This window comes from Pseudomonas sp. 43NM1 (assembly GCF_002836905.1).
Taxonomy (GTDB): Bacteria; Pseudomonadota; Gammaproteobacteria; order Pseudomonadales; family Pseudomonadaceae; genus Aquipseudomonas; species Aquipseudomonas prosekii.
In genome coordinates this window covers 21,882-41,840 of record NZ_MKGS01000157.1, presented here as the reverse complement: position 1 = coordinate 41,840, position 19,959 = coordinate 21,882, and the positions used below count along the sequence as shown (strand labels likewise).

The 19,959-nt window shown below is 60.2% G+C and carries 14 protein-coding genes and 2 pseudogenes; 14 read left to right on the top strand and 2 right to left on the bottom strand.

Annotated elements, in window-relative coordinates; all coding sequences use genetic code 11:
- The 11 genes and pseudogenes from BI292_RS18655 to BI292_RS18605 all read left to right on the top strand — a co-directional run.
- Positions 1-676 (top strand): annotated as a pseudogene (locus BI292_RS18655) (type VI secretion system tip protein VgrG); the annotation flags it as partial.
- Positions 669-1,544, top strand: a complete 876-nt coding sequence (locus tag BI292_RS18650) for a DUF4123 domain-containing protein (protein ID WP_101208740.1) — start codon at positions 669-671, stop codon at positions 1,542-1,544. The pseudogene BI292_RS18655 and the gene BI292_RS18650, both read left to right, overlap by 8 nt.
- The gene (locus BI292_RS18645; protein ID WP_101208739.1) at positions 1,541-4,963 is read left to right on the top strand and encodes a toxin VasX; all 3,423 of its coding nucleotides are present in this window, start codon (positions 1,541-1,543) and stop codon (positions 4,961-4,963) included. Before BI292_RS18650 ends, BI292_RS18645 begins: the two co-directional genes overlap by 4 nt.
- Positions 4,956-6,134 (top strand): DUF6708 domain-containing protein, encoded by a 1,179-nt coding sequence (locus BI292_RS18640; protein ID WP_256592710.1) that lies wholly within the window; start codon positions 4,956-4,958, stop codon positions 6,132-6,134. The genes BI292_RS18645 and BI292_RS18640 overlap by 8 nt, the downstream gene beginning before the upstream one ends.
- A 294-nt stretch (positions 6,135-6,428) precedes the next feature.
- Positions 6,429-7,250 carry an energy transducer TonB gene (locus BI292_RS18635; RefSeq protein ID WP_101208738.1) on the top strand — a complete coding sequence of 274 codons (822 nt, stop codon included), beginning with the start codon at positions 6,429-6,431 and terminating at the stop codon, positions 7,248-7,250.
- A gap of 45 nt (positions 7,251-7,295) precedes the next feature.
- Positions 7,296-8,021 (top strand): MotA/TolQ/ExbB proton channel family protein, encoded by a 726-nt coding sequence (locus tag BI292_RS18630; protein ID WP_092275061.1) that lies wholly within the window; start codon positions 7,296-7,298, stop codon positions 8,019-8,021.
- A 1-nt stretch (position 8,022) separates the two neighbouring features.
- Positions 8,023-8,424, top strand: coding sequence for a biopolymer transporter ExbD (locus BI292_RS18625; RefSeq protein ID WP_003220570.1), 402 nt, complete (start codon positions 8,023-8,025; stop codon positions 8,422-8,424).
- Between the two features lie 280 nt (positions 8,425-8,704).
- Positions 8,705-9,286, top strand: coding sequence for an alpha/beta hydrolase (locus tag BI292_RS18620; RefSeq protein ID WP_092275058.1), 582 nt, complete (start codon positions 8,705-8,707; stop codon positions 9,284-9,286).
- Positions 9,287-9,342: 56 nt separating this feature from the next.
- On the top strand, positions 9,343-10,272 hold the full coding sequence (locus BI292_RS18615; RefSeq protein ID WP_101208737.1) for a sigma 54-interacting transcriptional regulator: 930 nt from the start codon (positions 9,343-9,345) through the stop codon (positions 10,270-10,272).
- Positions 10,273-10,648: 376 nt separating this feature from the next.
- Positions 10,649-11,431, top strand: coding sequence for a MetQ/NlpA family ABC transporter substrate-binding protein (locus BI292_RS18610; RefSeq protein WP_092275051.1), 783 nt, complete (start codon positions 10,649-10,651; stop codon positions 11,429-11,431).
- Between the two features lie 300 nt (positions 11,432-11,731).
- Positions 11,732-12,190: pseudogene (locus BI292_RS18605) on the top strand (glutamine ABC transporter substrate-binding protein); the annotation flags it as partial.
- A 221-nt stretch (positions 12,191-12,411) separates the two neighbouring features.
- Here BI292_RS18605 and BI292_RS18600 read toward each other — a convergent pair.
- Positions 12,412-13,572 carry an AAA family ATPase gene (locus BI292_RS18600; RefSeq protein WP_101208736.1) on the bottom strand — a complete coding sequence of 387 codons (1,161 nt, stop codon included), beginning with the start codon at positions 13,570-13,572 and terminating at the stop codon, positions 12,412-12,414.
- 303 nt (positions 13,573-13,875) lie between these two features.
- Here BI292_RS18600 and BI292_RS18595 point away from each other — a divergent pair, with 303 nt between their 5' ends.
- The 3 genes from BI292_RS18595 to BI292_RS18585 are packed head-to-tail and all read left to right on the top strand — an operon-like array spanning position 13,876 to position 19,093.
- Positions 13,876-14,979, top strand: coding sequence for an efflux RND transporter periplasmic adaptor subunit (locus BI292_RS18595; RefSeq protein ID WP_101208735.1), 1,104 nt, complete (start codon positions 13,876-13,878; stop codon positions 14,977-14,979).
- On the top strand, positions 14,976-16,043 hold the full coding sequence (locus BI292_RS18590; RefSeq protein WP_101208734.1) for an efflux RND transporter periplasmic adaptor subunit: 1,068 nt from the start codon (positions 14,976-14,978) through the stop codon (positions 16,041-16,043). Before BI292_RS18595 ends, BI292_RS18590 begins: the two co-directional genes overlap by 4 nt.
- Positions 16,040-19,093: an efflux RND transporter permease subunit gene (locus BI292_RS18585; RefSeq protein ID WP_101208733.1), complete on the top strand. Its 3,054-nt coding sequence runs from the start codon at positions 16,040-16,042 to the stop codon at positions 19,091-19,093. The genes BI292_RS18590 and BI292_RS18585 overlap by 4 nt, the downstream gene beginning before the upstream one ends.
- A gap of 96 nt (positions 19,094-19,189) precedes the next feature.
- On the opposite strand, the gene BI292_RS18580 is transcribed toward BI292_RS18585, so the two are convergent.
- The gene (locus tag BI292_RS18580; protein ID WP_101208732.1) at positions 19,190-19,819 is read right to left on the bottom strand and encodes a bifunctional 2-polyprenyl-6-hydroxyphenol methylase/3-demethylubiquinol 3-O-methyltransferase UbiG; all 630 of its coding nucleotides are present in this window, start codon (positions 19,817-19,819) and stop codon (positions 19,190-19,192) included.
- Positions 19,820-19,959 lie beyond the last annotated feature (140 nt).

The following is a 19,959-nucleotide window of genomic DNA, read 5'->3' as shown; positions in this document are numbered from 1 at the left end:
AACCAAAAGCGTGCTGCGCAGCCACAGCTCGCCGCACACCGGTGGCTACAACGAACTGGCACTGGAGGACCGCGCCGGCCAGGAAAAAATCTACCTGCGCGCGCAACGCGATCTCGAACAACTGATCCTCCATGACAGCACCAGCCAGATCGGCAACGACCGCCGCGAACAGATCAGCCGCGACAGCCACAGCCTGATCGGCGGCGAGCGTTTTCAGCAGGTCGACAGCGACAGTGCCAGCCTGATCCAGGGCGATGAATCGCACACCACCCAAGGTGTGCGCCATACCGTGATCGGCAGCGACGAACTGATCAGCATCAGCGGCAACAGCAGTTCCACCACGGCGGGAACCCTGGTGATTCAGGCCGGGCCACACGCGCGCGTGACCGCCAGCCAAGTGGTAATCGATGCCGGTTCCAGCCTGACGCTGACGGCGGGCGGGCACCACATCGTGATCAATGCCGGGGGAATTTTCAGCAGCGTGGCGATTGTCGAGGGTGGCTCGCCAGTGGCGGGACTTGCGCCAAACCGCGCGCTGTCTGTTGGAGAGGCTGCCAGCGCTTTGCTTGACGCGCCATTGTTACTCCAATCGCAACGTTTGGCCCTGATGGCGAAACAACCGATTTGCGCGATATGCGAAGCCGCGAAACAGCCAAGCGAGCCTGCCAATGTTTAGGTTACCGCCACTGCCGGACGATTTGCCGTGGGCCATGCCGGCGTACCTGTTGGTGGACGGCGTCAGCGCGTCGAGCTTGCCGCAACCTCTGCACGATTGGAGTAATCCGACGTACTGCCTGTATCAAGGCACTCGCTGGCATGAGCTATCAGACATATCGCCGTGCTTGCTTGCCCTCACGGGCGAGTGTGATTCATTGCTGACGTACTACCAGCAAACCGCCGCGTTTGAATGGGGTTACCTGCTGTTCAGTCACGCTGATGCGCCGACACTTTGCGCGCATTGGCGTCGTCTGCTCACCGTTGAGCACCCCAGCGGCATTCAAGTCATGCCGCGCATTGCCGACCCGGCGGTGATTCATCCGTTGCTAAGCCTTGCGCATCAAGCACAGAGCGCGCGCTGGTTTGGCCCTGTCGATCAAGTGTGTTTGCCCGACAGCTTCCAGGCGGTTTGGCACCAACACACCCGCCCTGAACACGCACGACCTCACGCAGGCGAGATTTATCGACTGACGGACGAGGAACTCACGGCACTGGAAGAGGTGACGTTTCGCCGCGCGGTGTTTGCCTTGAATGATCACCTGCACACGTATTTTCCGGAGTTCAAGGCGTCAGCTTCTGCGCAACAGCGCTTGCGTCATATCGAGCGTTTGGCCCAAGAGGCTTACCAATACGGCTTCACGTCGGAGCAGGAAATTACCCTCTACGCCAATGTCTTTGGCTATCTGGGCGAACAACCTTTGGCCGCGCACGCGGACATTGTCGAGCTGCTGACAGTGCCCACCACGCAATCTCCCTTGAACCGTGTGCAACGCGCAGCCGAGCTGGCTTGCAGTCGTGCGGCTGACTCACAGGGAGGTCGCCGATGACCGCGCGCCAGCCGCCGCCCATCGACGCCAACGCCGCAGCCATGGCCACGCGCGCCAACGATGTGCGTTCAGCGCTAGGCCAATGTTCTTTGATGAGCCAAAAAATACAGTTGCTGCCGCTGCGCTACGGGTTGGTCGAACACCTTGACCCGTCATCCGAACTGTCCATGCCGCTCACACTGAACAGTCAGCCGCTTGGCATCCGGTTATTGCGCGACGGTTACCTGTACCTCATCGACAACGACACCCACTACCTTCACGAATACAGCATTGAAAAGGGCCGAATCACCAAGTTGCTGTGGAGCGATCAGGAAGTCGCAGGCGACACGCGCACCACTTCAGTCGGTGACCCTCACCTGGTTTTCCCCCGGCAGCACACGTTGTACGCCAGCTATTCGGAAATTCAGTGGACCGCTTACAAGTGTTCACAAGTGCTGAAAAACAGCGCTGAGCGCGAACGCTTGATGCAGTGCATCGAGTTGGCCAGTGCGTGCCCGGTCAATGGCGGCACAGACCTGTTGAGCCAGCAGCAGGCCGGAAAGTGGCTGGCGGAAGTGGCAGAAAACGCTACCCAGCCTGGCCCGATCGAGGCGTTACCCGACGGCGCCAACCCGCAAGAGAGTCAGCCCTATACATGGGAAAACACGGCGCTTTTTCGAGATGCCGCGATTGAAACCTTGACCAGTCAGGTGCTGGGGCCCTACCAGAACGATTTCCTGTTCGTGGTGCTGCGTGACGACATCGGTGTCATGCGCGATCTGGCCAGCGCACAACTGGAAGTCGCCGACTGGATTGGCCAATGGAGCGCCGACGATGCGAGCCAGCGCCAGTACCTGACGGGCGCTTATATCCAGTCCTTGTATCAGGTCAATTCTGCGCGTCTGGATGCCTTGGGCGCGGCCGATCCCGAGGCCCAGGCACTGATGCAAGACACATCGCCCGAGCAGCAGGCCGCTATCTATGAGCACCTTGATATCAGAAACGAATCGAGCGGCCCGAGTCGCTACGACGACATCGCGTTCTGGCGCAACTCGCCCAATCCGGGTGTGCAAGCCTGGTTCCGGATGTACGACTTGTTGGGTGTGGAAAAATGGCAAAAACACGCCAAAACCATCGGACGGCTCGAGCGGCAATCGAAAGACGCGCTGTTTGGCGACAAGATTGGTCAACGTGGTATCGATGATCTGGTGAACCGTCCCGCCATGGAGGCTTTTGTCGGTCGGCAACAAACGTTACTCAGTCATTGGCACCGAAGGCTGCAAAGCATTCGCGAAGACCGTTTGAACATGATCACCGACGGCCATTTTCATCGAGCGGCCTGGTACTACGATTTTCAACTCGACGCACAAATCAGGCATCGCCTGGAAACCGAATTTGTCTGCGTGGCAGCCCTGTGCTGGAATCGCGCCGCGACCGAACAACTGGCGGCTTACCTCGAGCAAAACCTGCTCACCCTCGTGCCGGGACTGGACACCCTGACCCTCGCCGACCAGCTCGATGTCGGCAAAAAACTGGCGGACCTGAGCAGCTTCTCGATCAAAGTCGGCACCGCCCAGGACAGCATTGCCAACGTCAATCTGCTCGCTAACCAGTTCAGCAGTTTGATGACCGAGCGATTGCCCAACTATGGGGATTTGAATACACGGTTTCAGGGGCTGCAGAGTTTGTTGGATGGGGCTTATAACCCGGCGAAGCAATTGAGGATTGCCGATAAGCTCGATTTATCTTTGCGTGACTTCCATCAGAGAAGCTACATCGATCCCAATAACTTCATACGCGACATCGGCGCACCCGCACGCCTGCAACTGCTGCGCGAGTTCTCTCGCAGCGGTTTGACGCTTCGCGCAGCCTCGGCTTACGAAATTCAAGCATTCAACAAGGCCCGGGATAACGCGCTCGCCCTGCGCGGCCAACTCCAGGAAACCTACAAACTGCGCCAGCGCGAGTTGGCACGGATCATCAGTGGTTTGGTGGCACCGGGCGCCGAGCAGATTCACAACCAGCGCATCAACCAACTCAAGGCTGCGCTGGCGCCATTGGAAGACAGCCTCAGCCGCGCATTGACCGTCGGCAGCGGCAACCCCGGACAGATTGGCACCGTGGTTGACGGCATGGCGCCGGCGCTGCGCGATGAAATGCACCGCACAGTGCGCGATTTCCGCGCGACCGGGACGTATGCAAAGCCCATGAGTAGTGCGCTCAAGTCCGGCGGGGATGGGGTTGCGCTGTTGTTGTTTGTGTTTCAGGGGCAGAAGTTTGTTGAGGCGTTGAGCAACACTTTAAAAAAGGAGGATCGCTCTTTATCTGACGCATCGGCAATCATTCAGTCTTTCGTAGCAATGTCGGCTGCTGGATTTTCTGCGGTACAGGGCCTGTCGGTAACGATTCTTCAGGCACATATCGAGCAAATGGACAGCGCCGCAGGCAAGCTCAATACCATGAGTCGTCTAGGGCGTTGGGCTGGCATTGCCGGGAGCGGTGCTTTTGGGTTCGGCGCTCTGGCCGCCACTGTTGATTTAGGTACGCACTCGCAGGAATGGGGGAAAGCGCTCGCCACGGGAGATCAAAAGGTGTTAGCTGCGACGAGCCTGCAAATGACTGGCGATGCCGTCCTAATTGGAACCAATACCTGGGGCGTTAAACATACTACGTCGATCATCATCAACGTCATGAAACAGCCCACCGAATTGCGTGCCCTGGCTTGGGCCGAGGCGAGCCCCAAGCTCTTGAGCATCGGCGTCAGAGCCAATCTGGTGGCGCTGATCGGCACGGCTCTGCAACTCACGGGCGAAGGTCTGCACAACTATTTCAATCTGGACGCTCTGCAAAAATGGCTGCAGGCCAGCGCATGGGGCATAGCCGATCGGCAACGCAGCCTGTCAGAGGATTGGAGCGAGTTGGCGAAGGTGGTACAACAACCGACCTGTGAGTTGATCCGCGAGGGTAAACGCACTTACCTGAGACTGGTGCTGCCCGGGGTTCGAACACGGGAAATGGACAGCCGTCAGTTGCAACTGCTGGCCTATCAGCAAACCCGCGATTTACACATACCCCGTCCCTACAGCGCTCATTTGCCGCCGCTGCGCTGGCAGGAATGCAGTGCGGCGTGGGTCGCCGTGGCGGTGGTAGTCAGTCAGGAAGATGAAGCGCTGACCCTGCATCTGCCCATCAGCGACACTTTGCAAACCTCGGATTTCGCCCTGGCCCTGAACATTGGCTACCAACTCGAAGCCGAGCGCGAGCTGATTCATCGCAGCTGTTTCGTGCTGCGTAATTTGTACATCCAGACCCATCGCGGTGTACGACTACCGGCCGAGGGTCGTTTCAAACTTGATCCGGTGGACACATTGCCGAGCGGCACAGGAAAGGCCCCTTACTGGATATTCACCCGCGACGAAATGGCGACAGTCGATGTTTAGAAACCTGTTCAAACGCAAGCGCAAATCCGCAGCCACCGAGCCCGCGCTGGACATTCGCAGTCAGCGGCCCCGTGCCGGGCAACGGCGGGTCAAGGGCCTGAATGAAACGTTGTTCCTCGCGCCGTTGCCGGTGTACACCGGGCAGGTGCAGGTTTCGCGTCGTAACTTTTCGGTCATGAACGAGACGTTTCTGGAGTTGGGGGGAAACAACTTCGGGATGGTGGAGGCAGGGAAGAGATTGGCGATACAGATTTGGATTCCTTTGTTTGTCGCTTTTGTGCTTCCGAGTCTTTTCATACTGTGTGGAGTGATTTTTTATCCAGAAAATTTCAGGACCCCGTGGCAAGAACTACTCATGTTTTTTGGAGTGGCGACCAAAATTGCTCTCGCATCCCTCCTGCCGATTGGAGCCTGCGTTTACGGCATGCTCTCCCCAGTCCTCACCTCCGCCAAAAGCTACCCGATCCGCTTCAATCGCCAACGCCGCGAAGTCTGCCATATCGACAACACCACCCACCGCGTGCTGATCGTGCCATGGGAAAGTGTGGTGGCCTGGGTCGCGAACAGTCAGGGCATCAGCAGCTACGGCGCAATGCGCGACTACACGTTTGGCATGGGGCTGGAGGACGAAGAAAACGACACCGTGCAGTTCGTGTTGTCGTCGCAACCCAGCGATGCGCATGCACTGGGCATGTGGGCGGCGATTCGCAATTACATGGAGGAAGGGGAGCTGGTGGACACGCCTAGCCCCATGCTCGCCGCGCTGGGGATCAAGTTGACCGAGGACGAACTCAAGCCTTATGAAGGCTTGCACACGTTTGAAATCGAACGCCTCGATGCCCGATTCATGGGCGACTTGGACGACAACATGGACGACGAGTATCGCAAACGTTACGGACATCCCCAGCCCACAAAATGGCCCCTGCGCTGGTGGTACGTCCGCCGCGTCCTGACTTTCTGGAAAATGCCCTACCTCATCGCTGAATGGGCCCACCGCAAGGGCCGTCCGACCTTGCCCGGACGGGTCCAAACCTGGTCGCAACCGCTGCCTCCCGATCAATGGGCGCAACCCAGCCCGGCAATGCAAAAAGCCAATAAATTGGTCAAAACCGCCATGGACAAGAACGGCGTGAACTTTGTCGACGCGTGCAAAGCCGCGGGGTTGCATTGAGAGGCCTTTTCAGGCGTTTCCGTAAAGTTGCCTACCGTCGCAAAAGCAGCCTTTCAGGAATATTTTTTATGCCTGAAATGCATCGTCTTTTTCACGTTTCGCTACAGGTCATACGGGACGTGGCTTCGACAAATTCGATTCTTTCAATTATTCGAATAAGTTCTATAAATAAGGTTAAAAATTACTTTAAGAGATAAGCATCCAGCCCAATGATTGTCCCTTCGGAACATTCCGCAGGGGGATCTACATGCGGGTGTCCCGGGTATTCGTCAAGAAACCGCAGGGAGTAAAACCATGGGCAATGTCCAGACCGCCGCCGGCGCGCATGAGGTGCTGTGGCGCCACGCGCCGAGTGGCGAGTTGGTCGACCTCGGCCGCGTGCATCGGGTGCCGTTGGGCCAGTTGCGTTTGCAGCGTGCGCCCAAGGGGATTTTGAGCCGTCGTGAAGCGATTCTGCTCGGCGTGCTCGCGTTGCTGGTGCATGGCGCGGTGATCTATTGGCTCAATCAGCAACCGCTCAAGGAATTGCCGATTGTGCCGCCGGAAATTCCGCCGATGACCATCGAGTTTTCGCGCCCGGCGCCGCCCGTGGTCGAGCCGCCACCGCCGCAACCGGTACAACCGGTGGTCGAGCCGCCGCCACCCGTCGAAGACGAATTGGCCGTAAAACCGCCGCCACCCAAACCGGTTCCGAAGCCTAAGCCAGTCGCCAAACCGCTACCCAAGCCAACGCCCAAGCCAACGCCGAAAGCGGTGGAGCAACCTCCCGCACCGCCACAACCGACAGCGCCGGTCGCCGCGCCTGCGCCACCGGCACCACCAGCGCCCGCACCGGTAACGCCGGCCTCGGCCAACGCCGCGTACCTGAAGAACCCGGCGCCGGAATACCCGTCGCTGGCTCAGCGTCGCGGGTGGGAAGGCACGGTGTTGCTACGAGTGCATGTGTTGGCCAACGGCAAACCGGGGGAAATCCAGATTCAGAAAAGCAGTGGTCGCGATCAGCTCGACGACGCGGCGCTCAGCGCGGTCAAGCGCTGGAGTTTTGTCCCGGCCAAGCAAGGTGAGGTGGCCCAGGACGGCTGGGTCAGCGTGCCGATCGATTTCAAGATTCATTAAACCGAAACCCAATTCGCGCCAAATGTTTACACGAGGGAATACATCATGACGTTACTGGCCTCTCCACTTGAATCCATCGAAAGCGCGGTGATCTGGCTGCTGGTGGTTTTTTCCGTTGCCACTTGGGGTTTGGCGTTGCTTAAAGGCGTGCAGTTCGGGCGTCTGAAAGCTCAGGATCGCAAGTTTCACAAGCAGTTCTGGGCGGCTTCGAGTCTGGATGCCGCCGCCGAATTGAGCGAAACCCAGCCCGGCGCCGCCGCACGGGTTGCCCAGGCCGGTTACGCGGCGATTCAGGTCGGTGAAGCGCCGCAGGCGCAGGATTTGAGCCAGGCGATCAATCATCAGGACCGGCTGGAGCGCGCCTTGCGTCAGCAGATCGTCCGCGAACGGCGTTCGCTGGAAACCGGGCTGGCGGTGGTCGCGAGTATCGGCAGCACCTCGCCGTTCATTGGTTTGTTCGGCACGGTGTGGGGAATCATGGAAGCGTTGAAAGGCATCAGCGCGGCCGGTTCGGCGAGCCTGGAAACGGTCGCCGGGCCGATCGGCGCAGCACTGGTCGCGACCGGTGTGGGGATCGCGGTCGCGGTGCCGGCGGTGCTGGTTTACAACTACTTTTTGCGCCGTTTGAAACTGACTGCGGCGGACCTCGATGACTTCGCCCACGACTTCTACAGCCTGGCGCAGAAGAGTTCGTTCCGACTGCTGATTCACCCGACGTCGCACAAAGTCGTGGCCCAGGGTGGCACGCACAAAGTGAAGGAGGCGTCCTGATATGGCGTTCTCCACGCAAGACAGTGATGAGGTGCTGAGCGAGATCAATGTCACGCCGCTGGTGGACGTGATGCTGGTGCTGCTGGTGGTGTTTATCGTCACCGCGCCGCTGCTGACCAACGCGATCCCGATCAACCTGCCGAAGACCGAAGCGGTTGCGCCGGTTGAGCAGAAGGACCCGCTGGTGGTGAGCATCGATGGCGCCGGCAAATTGTTTATCAACAAGGATGAAATCCAGCCGGACTTGCTGGAATTCAACCTCAAATCAGCGAAAGCCAAAGACCCGGAAGTGCGCGTGCAATTGCAGGCCGACGACGGGGTGAATTACGGCGAAGTCGCGCGGGCCATGGCCTCGATTGAACGGGCCGGAATTACCAAATTGTCGGTGATCACCGCGCGCTAGATTTTCCACAGTTTCCGGGGCCGTCTCCTTGGCAGGGTGCGGCCCTTTTTTTATTCGGGATCACCACAAAACCTGTGGGAGCCGAGCTTGCTCGCGATAGCGCTGTGTCAGTCGCCATCGATGTGGCCTGACCCACCGCTATCGCGAGCAAGCTCAGCTCCCACGGAGATCAGTTTTATATTCGATATAGGTCTTAATAAATAGCTTCTTATTCCTTAACGAATATAACTCACGTCCCTATACTCGGTCCGGAACAGACACGCAGCAGGAGAGTTCCCCCATGCGCAACGAATCAATTCGCTACCTGATTGTGCCGGGCTGGCAAGGATCGCCAGATGATCATTGGCAAAGCCACTGGCAGAACAGTTTGCCGAACAGTGCGCGCGTGGAGCAGGCCGACTGGCTGACGCCGCGTCGTGAAGATTGGGTCGCCGCGCTCGCCGAGGCGATTGCCGCCGACAGCACGCCAGTCATCCTGATCGCCCACAGCCTCGGTTGCATCACCGTCGCGCATTGGGCGGCGACCGCGCCGTCGCAGTTTTTGCGTCAGGTGCGCGGTGCCTTGCTGGTCGCGCCCGCGGACGTCGAGCGCCCGGCCTGCGCGCCGGCCCTGCGCAACTTTGCACCGATTCCGACGACGTTGTTGCCGTTCCCCAGCCAAGTCGTCAGCTCCGACAACGACAGCGCTGTCAGCGCACCGCGCGCGCTGGAACTGGCGCGCCACTGGGGCGCCGAGGCGGGGATTCTGTCCGGTGCCGGGCACATCAACGTCAAGTCCGGTCACCAGCGCTGGGAGCAGGGTTTTGCCTATCTCTATCGCCTGCAAAACCGCATGGAACATCACGCCCTGCGCCGCGCTTGAATTTCTTGTTTCTTTAAACGCCCCCGTCTCCCGGCGGTTTTGGGCGGGAGTCTGCCATGAATTTTGAAGCCTTCGGTCAGCCGCTGCTGACCTTTCCCGACGCCGAAAAAAGTCCCCTGAGCATCCGCGCCAAAGCGTTGGTGTTTGTCGATCCACGTTCACGCCAGTTGCGCGAGGAACTGGAGCAACTGGCTCCGCGCTCGGTGTGCGTGTTGATTCGCGGCGAAACCGGCAGCGGCAAAGAATTGCTCGCGCGCCACATCCATCGCGCCAGTGATCGCGGCGGTTTGTTCGTGTCGGTCAATTGCGGCGCGATCAGCCCGACTTATGCCGACGCTGAATTGTTCGGTTACGCCGCCGGCAGCTACAGCGGCGCGGCGAGCAGTCGCGCCGGGTGGTTTGGCTCGGCGAATGGCGGCACTTTGTACCTGGACGAAATCGGCGACTTGCCGCTGCCGATCCAGATCAAATTGCTCTCGGCGCTGGAGAACCACGAAGTCACCCGCGTCGGCGCGCAGCAGCCGAGCCCGGTGGACGTACGCCTGGTCGCCGCCACCAGCATCGACCTCGCGCAAGCGGTGGCCGCCGGAAAATTCCACGAACGGCTTTATCACTACCTCAGCGAAGGCCAGCTGGAACTGCCGGCCCTGCGTGAACGCGTGGGCGATATTCTGTCGCTGGCCGAATATTTTCTCGGCATCTACAGCCAACGCCTCGACCTGCCAGTGCCGCTGATCAGCGAAACGGCGCAACAGGTGCTGGAAGCGCACAGCTGGCCGGGCAACACCCGCGAACTGGAAAACGTCATTCACTTTGCGCTGCTGGTGAGCACCGGCGACGAAATCCTGCCCGAGCATTTGAACCTGCCAGAGGCGACGCCATCGTTGGAGCAGATCGAGCGGCAACTCAAACACATCCTCGCCAACGGATCCGCCGCCGAACAAGCAGCGCTAAACCAACTCCTGAAAAACACCGCCACCCTGTAGGAGCAAAGCTTGCTCGCGAAGCAGACGACGCGGTGCATCAGGCAGACGCCGTCCCCTGTAGGAGCAAAGCTTGCTCGCGAAGCAGACGACGCGGTGCATCCGGCAAGACGTCGTCCCCTGTAGGAGCAAAGCTTGCTCGCGAACCGAAACGACGCGGTGTATCAGCAAGGACGCCTTCGCGGGCAAGCCTCGCTCCTACGGCCAATGCGCGAGCCAGACGTGTATGAACAAAATGGAATATGAAAGTGAATAAAAGATATTGTTCGGGAATAAAAAATCCCGGTATTGTCCGCCTCACGCCAGCGATAGCACATCACTGGCACTCGTACTAATAGCCGTCGCCACTGGCGACCGTGATTTTCGATAAGGACACTGCATGAAAAAGGTTCTGTTGTTCACCGCACTGGCGGCTGCCCTGACTGCTGGCCTGGCCCAGGCCGGCGAGAAACTGGTGGTTGCGGCGACCCCGGTCCCACACGCCGAGATTCTGGAACTGATCAAACCGACCCTCGCCAAAGAAGGCGTGGATCTGGAAATCAAAGTCTTCACCGACTACGTTCAGCCGAACGTACAGGTCGATCAGAAGCGTCTGGACGCCAACTACTTCCAGACCCTGCCGTACCTGGACAGCTTCAACAAAGGCAAGGGCACTAACCTGGTCACCGTGATCGGCGTGCACGTCGAACCGTTCGGCGGCTACTCGAAGAAAGTCAAAAGCCTGGCTGACCTGAAGGACGGTGCCACCATCGCCATCCCTAACGAAGGCAGCAACAGCGGCCGTGCCCTGATCCTGCTGCAGAAGGCTGGCCTGATCGAGTTGAAAGACCCGAAAAACGCTTTGGCCACGCCGAAAGACATCGCCAAGAACCCGCGCAACTTCAAGTTCAAGGAACTCGAATCCGCCATGCTCCCGCGTGTGCTGGATCAAGTCGACCTGGACATGATCAACACCAACTACGCGCTGGAAGCAGGTCTGAATCCGGCTAAAGACGCGCTGGTCATCGAAGGCGCGGATTCGCCTTACGTGAACTTCCTGGTGGCGCGTCCGGACAACAAGGACAGCGACGCCATCCAGAAACTGGCCAAAGCCTTGACCAGCCCGGAAGTGAAAGCGTTCATCGAGAAGAAATACAGCGGCGCCGTACTGCCGGCGTTCTGATTCGACGCAGCACCAAACCCCTTCAAGGTTTCAACGCCGACGGCTGCTACAGCGTCGGCGTTTTTGCGTGCGCCGCAGACCCCTGTAGGAGCGAGCCTGCTCGCGATAGCGCCGGGTCAGGCGATGCAAGTTTCGAATGTCAGTCAGCCATCGCGAGCAAGCTCGCTCCCACAAGGATTTGTGTGATTCAGGAAATCTGATCGATCAACTTTTCTCCGCTCCTTTGCCGCTTTCAGCGCACATCCGCAGATAGTTTTTTGCGTGATATCAATATGCTTTAACGGTATTAAATTCTGCTTTTTGCAAGCCTTGGTGCCGCAGGGCAGCTCGGTGAAAACCCTGGACGACTTGGCGAGCCGCACGACCATCGTCACAACGGGCACCACGGCGGATATCTGGCTGACGAAAAATCACCCGGACTGGAAATTGCTCAAGTTCGAGAAAAACTCCGAGTCGCTGCAAGCACTGGCCAATGGTCGCGGTGATGCCTATGCGCAGGACAATCTGGTGCTATTCAGTTGGGCCAAACAAAACCCCGGCTACCGCGTGCTGGAGCAGACTCTGGGCGCCGAAGCACCGATTGCGCCAGCGGTGAAGAAGGGCAATATCGAACTGCGCGACTGGGTGAACACCGAGTTGGCGAAGTTGGGTGAAGAGAAGTATCTGTTCAAACTGTACGACCAATACGTGCGCAAGGAACTGAGCGTCGACACCAAGCCTGAGAGTGTGATTGTTGAGGGTGGGAAATGGCAGGGGTGATTCTCTGTTGGTTCTGCGGTGCGGCTGAGAACCAACCCCTCACCCCAACCCTCTCCCCAGAGGGGAGAGGGGAGAGGGGAAAGGGAGCCGATCTTCATGCTTTTCAAGGCCTGAGTTCAACTCGGTTTTTCAGGTCGATGCAGCTCTAAGAACACCTCGGTCAGTCCCCTCGCCCCTTTGGGGAGAGGGTTAGGGTGAGGGGTCATTCTCAAGCCAGACACTCAATCCGGCCAGTGCCACGCAGGTTCGTCCAGCACCCGCTGCCCGACAATCCCGGTCTGGCCCAGGGTTTTCTCCAGCACGATGCAATTGCACTCGGGGTCTTCCTGCAGCGCTGAAATCAACCGCCGCGCGTGCGACACCACCCACACCTGACACTGCTCGGACGCGCGGATGATCAAGCGCGCCAGCGCCGGCAACAGGTCCGGGTGCAGGCTGGTTTCCGGCTCGTTCAGCACCATCAGCGTCGGCGGCCGGGGCGTCAGCAGCGCCGCGACCAGCAACAGATAGCGCAACGTGCCATCGGACAATTCCGCCGCCGACAATGGCCGCAGCAAGCCTTCCTGATAAAACTCAATCGCAAACCGCCCGCCCTGTAGCGGCGCGATGTTCAGCCGCGCGCCGGGGAAGGCGTCGCTGATCGCGGCTTGCAGCGCCTCGGGATCGCCGATCTCGCGGATAGTCTGCAACGCGGCGGCGAGGTCGCGACCGTCGTGGTGCAGCACCGGCGTGCGGGTGCCCAGTTGCGGCTGGCGCACCGGGGCGTCGGCGTCGCTGCGAAAATGATCGTAGAAGCGCCAGCGGCGGATGAATTCGCGCAGGTGCATGACTTCCGGCGAAGTGCGGAAACTGCCGACCTGATCGAACAGGCTGTCGAAATTCGGCGTGTGCTGCGCCAGTACGTCCCAACTGCGCCCTTCGCGCGCGCGAATCATCGGGTCTTCGCGGTCCACCAGCAGGCTCGCGGGGCGATAGTGCGGGCCGGACCAGATGCATTCCTTTTTGATTTCCGGGTCGAGGGAAAAGTACGAAAGGGTTTTCTCCGGCAGGCCCAAGGCAATCGAATAACTGAAATCTTCCCCGGCAAACCCCAGGCGCAGGCGTTTGACGCCTTGGCGCACGGTGGCCTCAATCGGCACTTCACCGTTGCGCATGCGGCGGCTGATGGTTTCCGGCCCGGCCCAGAAGGTCGAATCGAGCCCGCCCTCACGGGCCAGCGCATTGATCACGCCACCCTGAGCGGTTTCCGCCAACAGGCGCAACGCGCGATACAGGTTGGATTTGCCGCTGCCATTCGGGCCGGTAATCAGGTTCAACCGACCCAGCGGAATCACCAATTTATTGATCGAGCGGTAATTGGCCACCGCGAGAGTCTTGAGCATGGGAAGCTTCCTGCTGCGTAGCGGGGCAGTTTGCCTTATCTTCAGCAGAACAGTGACCTGTAGCAGCTGGCGAAGCCTGCGTTCGGCTGCGCAGCAGTCGTCAAACCTGAGTACTCGGTCTACTGATACACCGCGGTGTCTGATTTCACGACTGCTTCGCAGCCGAACGCAGGCTCCGCCAGCTGCTACATGGATAGGCGGTGTGATCGCATTATTTAACGCGTTCAGTGCGGGCGTTGAACCCTGTTCTAAGCTCACAGTCGTATCGTCACTTGCACGTTCGTACCACGAAAAGGAGTCTGCATGGCGGGTACCGGGTTGAAAATTATGGCGGGGCTGGGCGTTGTTGCTCTGCTGACGGCATGTGGTGATAAAAAACCAGTCGAAAAAGACCTGCCACGGGTGTTCGTGCAAGCGGTGCAGCCGGCTGATTACGCCGCTACGGTGACGCTCACCGGCGATGTCCAGGCGCGCGTGCAGACCGAGTTGTCGTTCCGTGTCGGCGGCAAAATCATCGAGCGCAAAGTCGAGGTCGGCGACCGGGTTTCGGCCAAACAGGTATTGGCCAGGCTCGACCCGAAAGACCTGCAGACCAACGTCAATTCGGCCCAGGCGCAAGTCGTTGCCGAGCAGGCGCGGGTCAAACAGACCGCCGCCGCGTTCGTCCGCCAGCAAAAACTTCTGCCCAAGGGTTACACCAGCCAAAGCGAATTCGACGCTGCGCAAGCCGCCTTGCGCAGCAGCCAGAGCGCGCTGACCGCCGCTCAGGCACAACTGGCCAACGCGCGCGAACAACTGAGCTACACCTCGTTGATTTCCGAAGCGCCGGGCATCATCACCGCGCGCCAAGCCGAAGTCGGGCAAGTGGTGCAAGCCACCGTGCCGATCTTCAGCCTCGCGCGTGACGGCGAGCGCGATGCCGTGTTCAACGTCTACGAATCGCTGCTGGCCGAGCCGCCCTCGGACAAGTCGCTGGTGGTCAGCCTGCTGGGCAATCCGAACATCAAAACCACCGGCACCGTGCGCGAAATCACCCCGGCGGTCTCGGCGCAAACCGGCACCGTGCAAGTCAAAGTCACCCTGCATAGCCTGCCCGAAGGCATGCAACTCGGCTCGGTGGTCAGCGCCACGGCGAAAACCGCCGGCAAATCCGCCGTCGAGCTGCCGTGGTCGGCGCTGACCAAAAACCTCAGCGAACCCGCCGTGTGGCTGGTCGACGGCGACGGTAAAGCGCAATTGCACAACGTCACCGTCGGCCGCTACCTGACCGGCAAAGTCATCGTCAGCGACGGCCTCGACGCCGGGCAGAAAGTCATCATCGCTGGCGGCCAACTGCTGCACCCGGGAATGAAAGTGGAAATCGCCGAAAACACCTACAAGGATCTGGCGCCGGGGGCTGACCAATGAAGCGCCTGATGCTGCTGTCTGCCGGCCTGCTGCTGGCCGCGTGCTCGAAAGAAGAGGCGCCGCCGGAGCCGGTGCGCCCGGTATTGTCGATTGAAGTCAAAGCGCTGAATCAGGAAGATCTCGGGCGGTTCGCCGGGAGCATTCAGGCGCGTTACGAAAGCAATGTCGGTTTCCGCATCCCGGGGCGGATCGCCAGCCGTGAGGTCGATGTCGGCGCCGAAGTGCAGAAGGGCGCGTTGCTCGCCACCCTCGACCCGACCGATCAACAGAACCAGTTGCGCGCCGCCGAAGGTGATTTGGCGCGGATCCGCGCGCAGTTCATCAACACCCAGGCCAGCGCCCGCCGCCAGCAGGAATTGTTTGATCGCGGGGTCGGCGCGCAGGCGCAACTGGACATCGCCCAGACTGACCTGAAAACCACCCAGGCCTCGCTCGATCAAGCCAAGGCGTCGGTCGATCAGGCCAAGGATCAGCTCAACTACGTGCAACTGCGCGCCGATCACAAAGCCATCGTCACCGCGTGGAACGCCGAGGCGGGCCAGGTCGTCACCGCCGGCCAGCAAGTGGTGACGCTGGCGCAACCGGACATCAAGGAAGCGGTGATCGACCTGCCCGATAGCCTCGTCGATCAGTTGCCGGCGGACGTGGTGTTTCAGGTCGCCTCGCAACTGGACCCGAGCATCACCAGCACCGCGATCATTCGTGAAATCGAACCGCAGGCACAAAGTGCGACCCGTACTCGCCGCGCGCGCTTGACGCTGACCGACACCCCAGCGGGCTTTCGCCTCGGCACGGCGATCAGCGTAACGCTCAGCTCGGCGATCAAGCCGCGCCTCGAATTGCCGCTCAGCGCGCTGCAAGAGGTCGATGGCAAAACCCGCATCTGGGTCGTCGATCCGCAGAGCCAGACGGTTGCCCCGCGTGACGTCAGCCTGATCAGCCGCACCGATTCGACCGTGGTCCTGGCCAGCGGTGTGAAGTCCGGTGAGCGCGTGGTCAGTGCCGGTGTGAACAGCCTGAAACCCGGGCAAAAAGTCAAAATCGACGAGGAAAGCCCGCGATGAAAGGGAGTTTCAACTTATCCGAATGGGCCCTCAAACATCAGTCGTTTGTCTGGTATTTGATGTTCGTCGCGCTGCTGATGGGCGTGTTCTCGTACATGAACCTTGGCCGCGAGGAAGACCCCTCGTTCACCATCAAAACCATGGTGATTCAAACCCGCTGGCCGGGCGCGACCCAGGAAGAAACCCTCAAGCAGGTCACTGACCGCATCGAGAAAAAACTCGAGGAACTCGATTCCCTCGACTACGTGAAAAGCTACACGCGGCCCGGCGAATCGACGGTGTTCGTGTACCTGCGCGACACCACCAGCGCCAAGGACATCCCGGAAATCTGGTACCAGGTGCGCAAGAAGATCAACGACATTCGCGGCGACTTCCCACAGGGCCTGCAAGGTCCGGGGTTCAACGACGAGTTCGGCGATGTCTACGGTTCGGTGTATGCGTTTACCGCCGACGGCCTGTCGATGCGCCAGTTGCGCGATTACGTCGAGCAAGTGCGCGCGGCGATTCGCGACGTGCCTGGGTTGGGCAAAGTCGAGATGATCGGCGAGCAGGATGAAGTCCTGTACCTGAACTTCTCGACGCGCAAACTCGCGGCGCTGGGCATCGATCAGCGCCAAGTGGTGCAGAGCCTGCAATCCCAGAATGCGGTGACCCCGGCCGGCGTCATCGAGGCCGGGCCGGAGCGTATTTCGGTGCGCACTTCCGGGCAGTTTGCGTCCGAGAAGGACTTGGCCGACGTCAACCTGCGGCTCAATGATCGCTTCTATCGACTGGCCGATATCGCTGAAATCAGCCGTGGTTACGTCGACCCGGCAACCCCGCAATTCCGCTTCAACGGTCGCCCGGCCATCGGTCTGGCGATTGCGATGAAGAAGGGCGGCAACATCCAGGAATTCGGCAAGTCGCTGCACCAGCGCATGACCGACCTGACCGCCGACCTGCCGGTGGGCGTCGGCGTCAACAACGTCTCCGATCAGGCTGCGGTGGTGGAAAAAGCCGTCGGCGGCTTCACCAGCGCGTTGTTTGAAGCGGTGGTGATTGTGTTGATCGTCAGCTTCATCAGCCTCGGCGTGCGCGCCGGTCTGGTGGTGGCGTGCTCGATTCCGCTGGTGCTGGCGATGGTTTTCGTCTTCATGGAATACAGCGGCATCACCATGCAGCGGATTTCCCTCGGTGCCTTGATCATCGCCCTCGGCCTGTTGGTGGACGACGCGATGATCACCGTCGAGATGATGGTCACGCGCCTGGAAATGGGCGAAACCAAGGAGCAGGCGGCCACGTACGCCTACACCTCGACCGCGTTCCCGATGCTCACCGGCACGCTGGTGACCGTCGCCGGTTTTGTGCCGATCGGCCTCAACGCCAGTTCCGCCGGTGAGTACACCTTCACCCTGTTCGCGGTAATCGCGGTGGCGATGCTGGTGTCGTGGGTGGTCGCGGTGCTGTTCGCCCCGGTGATCGCCGTGCACATTCTCAGCGCCGAAGTGAAGCCGCATTCCGCCGAGCCTGGGCGCATCGGCCGCGCGTTCAACGCGAGCATGTTCTGGGCCATGCGTCATCGCTGGTGGGCCATCGGCATCACCATCGCGTTGTTCGCGGCGTCGGTGTTTTCCATGCAATTCGTGCAGAACCAGTTCTTCCCGTCCTCGGACCGCCCGGAGATTCTGGTTGACCTCAACCTGCCGCAAAACGCCTCGATCGAGGAAACGCGCAAGGCTGTGGACAGGCTCGAAGCGACGTTCAAGGACGACCCGGACATCGTGCGCTGGAGCACTTACATCGGCGAAGGTGCGATTCGTTTCTACCTGCCGCTCGACCAGCAATTGCAGAACCCGTACTACGCGCAATTGATCATCGTCAGCAAAGGCCTGGAGTCGCGCGCCGAGTTGAGCCAGCGCTTGCGCGAGCGGCTGCGCAAGGACTTCGTCGGTATCGGCAGTTATGTGCAGGCGCTGGAAATGGGCCCGCCGGTAGGGCGGCCGATCCAGTACCGGGTCAGCGGCAAGGACATCGATCAGGTGCGCAAACACGCCATCGCACTGGCCACCGCGCTGGATCAAAACTCGCATATCGGCGAAATCATCTACGACTGGAACGAGCCGGGCAAAGTCCTGCGCATCGACATCGCCCAGGACAAGGCGCGGCAACTGGGGCTGTCGTCGGAAGACGTGGCCAACCTGATGAACAGCATTGTCGTTGGTTCGCCGATCACTCAGGTGGACGATGACATTTACCTGATCAACGTCGTCGGGCGCGCCGAGGATGCCGAACGCGGCACGCCGGAAACCCTGCAAAACCTGCAGATCGTCACGCCGAGCGGCACCTCGATTCCGCTGCTGGCGTTCGCCACGGTGCGTTATGAGCTGGAGCAACCGCTGGTGTGGCGTCGCGACCGCAAACCGACGATCACCATCAAGGCTGCGGTGCGCGACGAGATCCAGCCGACCGATCTGGTGAAACAGCTGCAACCGACCATCGACAAATTCGCTGCCGATTTGCCGGTGGGTTACAAGGTCGCCACCGGCGGCACCGTCGAGGAAAGCGGCAAGGCGCAAGGGCCGATTGCCAAGGTTGTGCCGCTGATGCTGTTCCTGATGGCGACGTTCCTGATGATCCAGTTGCACAGCGTGCAGAAGCTGTTTCTGGTCGCCAGCGTCGCGCCGCTCGGGTTGATTGGCGTGGTGTTGGCGCTGATTCCGACCGGCACGCCGATGGGCTTTGTGGCGATCCTCGGGATTCTCGCGTTGATCGGCATCATCATCCGCAACTCGGTGATTCTGGTGACGCAAATCGAGGCGCTGGAGAAGGAAGGCCTTGAGCCGTGGGATGCGGTGTCGCAAGCCACCGAGCATCGTCGTCGGCCGATTCTGCTGACGGCTGCGGCGGCGAGTCTGGGGATGATCCCGATTGCCCGCGAAGTGTTCTGGGGGCCGATGGCCTACGCGATGATCGGCGGGATTATCGTCGCGACCTTGCTGACGCTGCTGTTTTTGCCGGCGCTGTACGTTGCCTGGTACAAAATCCGCGAGCCGAAGAAAGGAGCGCAATAAGGCGAGCGCTTCGCGCTTATCGCGAGCAAGCTCGCTCCCACAGTTGCCTGCATGCCCCTGTGGGAGCGAGCTTGCTCGCGATGGCGTCTTTTCAGGCTACGCCGGCTTAAGCCAAACACTCGCCAACCAAGGCTGTTGCTCGCGTGGCAATCCTGCCGGCCGGTAGTAATGCTCCAGTTCGACAAACCCGGCCTCGGTCAGCAACGCCTGCCATGCCGGCAGATCGTGATAAGCGCCGTAACGCGGACCGTTCCAGCCTTCCTGATTGGCCCCGCGCGGATTGGAGCTGAACAACACGCCAGCCGGTTTCAACGCCGCATGCAGCTCTTTCAATACTCGCGGCAATTCCTGACGCGGAATATGAAACAGCACGGCATTGGCGAAAATCCCGTCAAAGCGTTCGTCCGGTAGATCGAGCTTGAGAAAGTCCTGCTGCCAGACCTCGCAACCGCTGTCCTCGCGGGCCATCTGCGCAAATTTTTCCGAACCGTCGAGGCCGACGGCGATGTGGCCCATGCGCGTGAACGTCTGCAAATCACGCCCCGGCCCGCAGCCGAAATCGAGGATGTTGAACGGCGCGTCAGCCTGAATATGCCGCAGCAGCGCGTCGATGTTCTGCCGCACATCATGATCGCGCGTCCCTTCGCGAAAACTCTCGGCCACCGAGTTGTAGTGGCCGAGCGTCGTGGAAGTAATTTGCTGGAGGTCGTCGGGGGACTGTTTCATGGTCGGCTGCGCAGGCAATTGGGATTTGCCGAATATACGCCATCAACCTTGGGGCTGCTGCGCAGCTACTCGCGGGCAGGTTTTGTAGCGCTGCACCTGCGGACGATGACCTGTGGCGAGGGGGCTTGCCCCCGTTGGGT

Coding starts and splice junctions, on each gene's coding strand:
- BI292_RS18650 (WP_101208740.1), top strand. CDS start 669: ATGTTTAGGTTACCGCCACTGCCGGACGATTTGCCGTGGGCCATGCCG.
- BI292_RS18645 (WP_101208739.1), top strand. CDS start 1,541: ATGACCGCGCGCCAGCCGCCGCCCATCGACGCCAACGCCGCAGCCATG.
- BI292_RS18640 (WP_256592710.1), top strand. CDS start 4,956: ATGTTTAGAAACCTGTTCAAACGCAAGCGCAAATCCGCAGCCACCGAG.
- BI292_RS18635 (WP_101208738.1), top strand. CDS start 6,429: ATGGGCAATGTCCAGACCGCCGCCGGCGCGCATGAGGTGCTGTGGCGC.
- BI292_RS18630 (WP_092275061.1), top strand. CDS start 7,296: ATGACGTTACTGGCCTCTCCACTTGAATCCATCGAAAGCGCGGTGATC.
- BI292_RS18625 (WP_003220570.1), top strand. CDS start 8,023: ATGGCGTTCTCCACGCAAGACAGTGATGAGGTGCTGAGCGAGATCAAT.
- BI292_RS18620 (WP_092275058.1), top strand. CDS start 8,705: ATGCGCAACGAATCAATTCGCTACCTGATTGTGCCGGGCTGGCAAGGA.
- BI292_RS18615 (WP_101208737.1), top strand. CDS start 9,343: ATGAATTTTGAAGCCTTCGGTCAGCCGCTGCTGACCTTTCCCGACGCC.
- BI292_RS18610 (WP_092275051.1), top strand. CDS start 10,649: ATGAAAAAGGTTCTGTTGTTCACCGCACTGGCGGCTGCCCTGACTGCT.
- BI292_RS18600 (WP_101208736.1), bottom strand. CDS start 13,572: ATGCTCAAGACTCTCGCGGTGGCCAATTACCGCTCGATCAATAAATTG.
- BI292_RS18595 (WP_101208735.1), top strand. CDS start 13,876: ATGGCGGGTACCGGGTTGAAAATTATGGCGGGGCTGGGCGTTGTTGCT.
- BI292_RS18590 (WP_101208734.1), top strand. CDS start 14,976: ATGAAGCGCCTGATGCTGCTGTCTGCCGGCCTGCTGCTGGCCGCGTGC.
- BI292_RS18585 (WP_101208733.1), top strand. CDS start 16,040: ATGAAAGGGAGTTTCAACTTATCCGAATGGGCCCTCAAACATCAGTCG.
- BI292_RS18580 (WP_101208732.1), bottom strand. CDS start 19,819: ATGAAACAGTCCCCCGACGACCTCCAGCAAATTACTTCCACGACGCTC.